The 4408-nt window shown below is 56.9% G+C and carries 4 protein-coding genes and 1 pseudogene; 3 read left to right on the top strand and 2 right to left on the bottom strand.

Features of this window, described 5'->3' with window-relative positions; all coding sequences use genetic code 11:
- The coding region (locus AC54T3_RS17160; RefSeq protein WP_496626531.1) for a hypothetical protein at positions 1–181 on the top strand (181 nt) is incomplete at its 5' end.
- A gap of 229 nt (positions 182–410) precedes the next feature.
- Here the strand turns inward: AC54T3_RS17160 and AC54T3_RS17155 are convergent.
- Positions 411–983, bottom strand: a complete 573-nt coding sequence (locus AC54T3_RS17155; RefSeq protein WP_496626530.1) for a DUF6037 family protein — start codon at positions 981–983, stop codon at positions 411–413.
- 194 nt (positions 984–1177) lie between these two features.
- Here AC54T3_RS17155 and AC54T3_RS17150 point away from each other — a divergent pair.
- Positions 1178–2091: pseudogene (locus tag AC54T3_RS17150) on the top strand (tyrosine-type recombinase/integrase).
- Positions 2088–3197, top strand: a complete 1110-nt coding sequence (locus AC54T3_RS17145; RefSeq protein ID WP_496626529.1) for an IS91 family transposase — start codon at positions 2088–2090, stop codon at positions 3195–3197. The pseudogene AC54T3_RS17150 and the gene AC54T3_RS17145 overlap by 4 nt, the downstream one beginning before the upstream one ends.
- A gap of 328 nt (positions 3198–3525) precedes the next feature.
- On the opposite strand, the gene AC54T3_RS17140 is transcribed toward AC54T3_RS17145, so the two are convergent.
- Positions 3526–4305 carry a Cdc6/Cdc18 family protein gene (locus AC54T3_RS17140; RefSeq protein WP_496626528.1) on the bottom strand — a complete coding sequence of 260 codons (780 nt, stop codon included), beginning with the start codon at positions 4303–4305 and terminating at the stop codon, positions 3526–3528.
- Between the last annotated feature and the right edge of the window lie 103 nt (positions 4306–4408).

Below are 4408 nucleotides of genomic sequence, written 5' to 3'. Positions count from 1 at the left end.
TCGAAACACGTCAATCCATTACCAGGGATGGCGGCTTAAATTGACGACATTGACCATCTCCCCCCAAGTCGCCATGCCTGCTCGCGCTTCTGACTTAATGGTTCCGGATGCCCTGTCACTCTCTACAATTGTTAAGTTGCTACTCATTGCTCGGACAGATGCCTTCCAGATTTCATCGTAAGTCTTCCCATGCACCTCGAATGTGGAGCCACCACTCCCGGGTTGAAGGCTGCCGACCGTAGCACAGCCAGCGATAAATCCGACCAACAGTAAGACCATAAATGCTCTCATAATTCGCTCCCTATCGAAGATGGTTAACAGTGACATCCAACGCCGAGATTTGCGGCAACTTTGGAGCCGCGCAGCGGTGTAAAAATTGTCCGGCAACAGCGAATTGTTATGAGTGAATTTCATGGCAGTGAAAACTCTTTTGCTGCTTTCTTATTATCAGTCCAGCAACTACTAATATTCTTTTGTTTACACCTTTCAAAGGCTTTCTCCCCCAGCAGCCTCCTGGTTTTTTCGAGATTCAAGGCGCCAACTTGCTCGCCACGTTTAGTATTGTCACGCCAACCGAGAAAGTAAATTTTGTCAGCCTCTTCAGCAACTGAGCGATAATCCGCAACTTCGTGTGGTGCCGCCTTTTGCGCCGCAAGCGCTTTGTTTGGGATATTTTCGTTGAATTCTTTAAAGAAGCTCCAAGGGCTGAAAGGCCTATCTGGATCGTATTCTAGCCCCAGTACCCGGCATAGCTCTTTGTAGGTGTCGCGATCAAGCCTCGGATCAATCTCGAAACCCTTCTCCACCACTATTTCAAAGCTGAAGTTTTCTGATTTCACTCCAAAAAGAAGAACAAAAGGGCTTTCATCGATAAAGAAGAAGACATCAAACAGTGCTTTCCCAGAGCTGTAGGAGAAGCGGTATCGGTCAATATCTTGAGACTTCATGCTCCGGTACAGATCGACTAGTCCTTCTAATTTCATCAACTAACTCCATCCTTACTCATAACGCCGCACATGAGCGGCGGCGGAAAAGCGCCAGCTTTTTTGCCGTCCGCTCGATGGACTTGTTGGACGAAGCCGCTACGCGGAGAAGAGCAGCTGCGCTGGGTGGATCCTAGAATCTAGTCTCACCCCCTCGTTGATGAGGGGCGTTCCTGCAAGAACCGCGAGACTACATGACCATGAGACCAGCAACCCCCGCAGACTTCAACCAACTGTACGAGACCCACATCAAGCACCTCAAGCTCAAGGGCCTGCAGCCCAAGACCATCGAGGCCTATGCCCGCGCCATTCGCCGCGTCGGCGCCCACTTCGACCACCGCATTGAAGATCTGTCCGAACCGCAACTCCTTGAGTACTTTACGGCTCTCCTGGGGCCCCACTCCTGGAGCGCTGTAAAGCTCGACCTGTACGGCCTGAAGTTCTTCTACACCCATGTCCTGCGCAAGCCCTGGGTGGCGGTGGATCTGATCAAGCCGCCCAGGTCCCAGCGTCTGCCGGACATCGTGACCGTCGCGGAGGCCGGGCGCGTGTTCGATGCCACCCGTATTCTCAGCTACCGCGTCTTCTACTTCACCCTTTACAGCCTCGGCCTGCGCCTCGGCGAGGGACTGCGCCTACAAGCTGCTGACATCGATGCCTCGCGGGCGCGGGTGCATGTGCGCGACGCCAAGGGCAACAAGGACCGTCTCGTGCCCTTGCCCGACATCACGCTCGCGGTGCTGCGCAACTTCTGGCGCACGCATCGCAACCCCGTGTGGCTGTTCCCCAGCCGCCAGGGCGGTCTGCGTGCCGCTGCTCGGGCCACAACACCACTGGACCGCGGCGGCATCCAGCTCACCTTGCGCAAGGTGACAGCACAATGCGGGATAAAAAAAAGATCACCCCCCATTCATTGCGCCACGCTTACGCAACCCACCTGATCGAAGCCGGGGTCGATCTGCTTGAGGTACAGAAGATCCTCGGCCACCACTCGATCCTGACCACCGCCAAGTACACCCACCTGACCACACACACCGGCGACAACGCGCAACAGCGCATCAACGCGTTGATGAACGGCTTTTCGATCCGCTGGGGAGGTGTGCGATGATCCGCGTAGCCACCCTCATCGAGACCTTCGAGGCCGATCTACTGGCGCAGTACGGGGACCGTCTCCTGCCCGGCCATCATCGGGCATTGGCCGCGATGCGTGCCTGCCGCAGCGCACTGAGCCCGCGTATGCAGGTGCAATGCGAGGACTGTGCTGAACAACGCTTCGTGCCCCATTCTTGCGGCCACCGCGCCTGTCCTCACTGCCAGCACCACGAAAGCCAACAATGGCTCGAACGCCAGTTGCAACGTCGCGTCCCGGCGGACTACTTCCTGCTCACCTTCACCCTCCCGGCTGAGCTGCGCCAACTCGCCTGGCAGCATCAGCGCACGGTCTACAGCCTCATCCTGCAATGCAGCTGGGATACCCTGCACACCTTCAGCCGTAACGATCCCCGGTTGCAGGGTACTCCCGGGGCCATCGCTGTCCTCCATACCCACTCCCGGCGCCTGGATTATCACCCGCACGTGCACCTGGCCATGCCCGCGGCGGCCATCGATGCCAAGAACCGCCGCTGGCGTACCAAGACCGGTTCCGGCCGCTCCCGCTACCTGTTCAGCCACAAGGCCCTGGCGAAGGTCTTTCGCGCCAAACTGCTCAATGCTCTTGCACAGGCGGGGCTACCCTTGCCCCAGTCCCTGCCGAAAGACTGGGTCGTCGACTGCACCGCTGTCGGCTCCGGCGAAAAGGCCCTGGTCTACCTCGGCCGTTACCTCTACCGCGGCGTGATCCAGGAGAAGGACATCCTCAGCTGCGGTAACGGCCAGGTCACCTTCCGTTACCAGGACAGCAAGACCCGCAAGCCACGTACCCGCACCCTCTCGGGTGCCGCATTCCTCTGGCACCTCCTGCGCCATGTCCTGCCCAAAGGCTTTCGCCGTGCTCGCAACTACGGCTTTCTGCACCCCAACCGCAAACGCTTGATACACCTGTTGCAACTGCTGCTCAAGGTGCATCCCGCGACCACCCCGACCGCCGTGCGACCCCGTCCCGTCCTCACATGCCCTTGCTGCGGCGGGGCGATGAAGATCCTGCGAACCCGAATCTCCCCGCACCCGGTCGATACACGCGTCCCGGATGTCGTAGCCGGGGGACCGGGTATGTAACCGCCTTCGCCAACGTTGGGCCCTCCGGCATTCGGCGCCATCAAGCCGAGAGCATCGTGCACCTAAAAAGCAGGCCATGATCGCCCGACACGCCACTTTCTTCGCCCACGCGACCGGCACCGCGGACTCATTCGCCGCCACAGACGCCCACAGCCGTCTCCACGTCGGCAGCAGAATCTGTCACCGCAAGAGCTGATTTCAGACCCCCATCAATCACCCGAACCGGGCTTGTCCAACAAACGGTTCAGATCGTGGTTCGCTTCGCTCTCACGATCTAACCTTATTCGTTGGGCTCCCCGACTTAAAAATCTAAGTGCAGCAGATTCTACTAGCCCGTCTGGGCGTACATGTTGGGTCGTGCGAGCACGTATGCGTGAAACAGGGAGTCTTTGAAACGATAGAAACGTTCCCTGAGCTTCTCAAGCTCGGCACCGTATTCCCCCGCCACCAGCTGGCCGACATACTGGCTTGGGTTATCGACACCCCAGTCAAGTGCGATCTTATAAGCATTGGTCGTCCATACTTCCTGGTGTGAATCCTGCGCTTGCGCCATCGCCTTCAGGACTAACTCCCTTTGCGGGGAAGATGCAACGGCCTTCCTATACTTCCCTTCCAAGATAGGATCTGCTCGCCTTTCGGCGATACTTGCCAAAGTATTCTCTATATCCTTGTCTGTGATAACAACACGCTCTTCCTGATAAGCGGACCGCAGGGCGAACTTACCTATTAGGTGCACCATATACGGATGCCCGTTAGCCAGTTGCGCTATCCTGTCGCGCGCTTTTTTATCAAACCGTATATAGCCGTCAATGTAGGACTCCGCATTGTCGATGATCCCCGAAAGCTCATCATCGGTCATGGGCTCCATGGTTATTATGCTTCCGGAAAACAGCCGATCACTCGATTCATGTTCCTTCATAAGCATTTGAATGTCTTTGGCGACACCCACGATACAGAACTTCACTCGAGGAGAATTTGTCGCGAGAGCTTTTAGGAAGGAGGCAAAACCTGTGGGGTTCGGTATCTGATCGAATTCATCAACTATGATAAGGACGCCGTTTGAAGCGACTCCTTCCTGTGCGATAGCATCGAGAACGTTCGTGAACACTACATCGACCGGATGTGAGGAAACGGCCGCGTCTGCTGTAACCTCTGAAGCTGAGATATCCCCACGAAATCATGCAGGAATCGCGGCGGTGAACACGGCCCGT

The organism is Halochromatium sp. NSM3, assembly GCF_059621085.1.
This window is presented reverse-complemented; position numbering and strand designations above follow the sequence as displayed.

Coding starts and splice junctions, on each gene's coding strand:
- AC54T3_RS17145 (WP_496626529.1), top strand. CDS start 2,088: ATGATCCGCGTAGCCACCCTCATCGAGACCTTCGAGGCCGATCTACTG.
- AC54T3_RS17155 (WP_496626530.1), bottom strand. CDS start 983: ATGAAATTAGAAGGACTAGTCGATCTGTACCGGAGCATGAAGTCTCAA.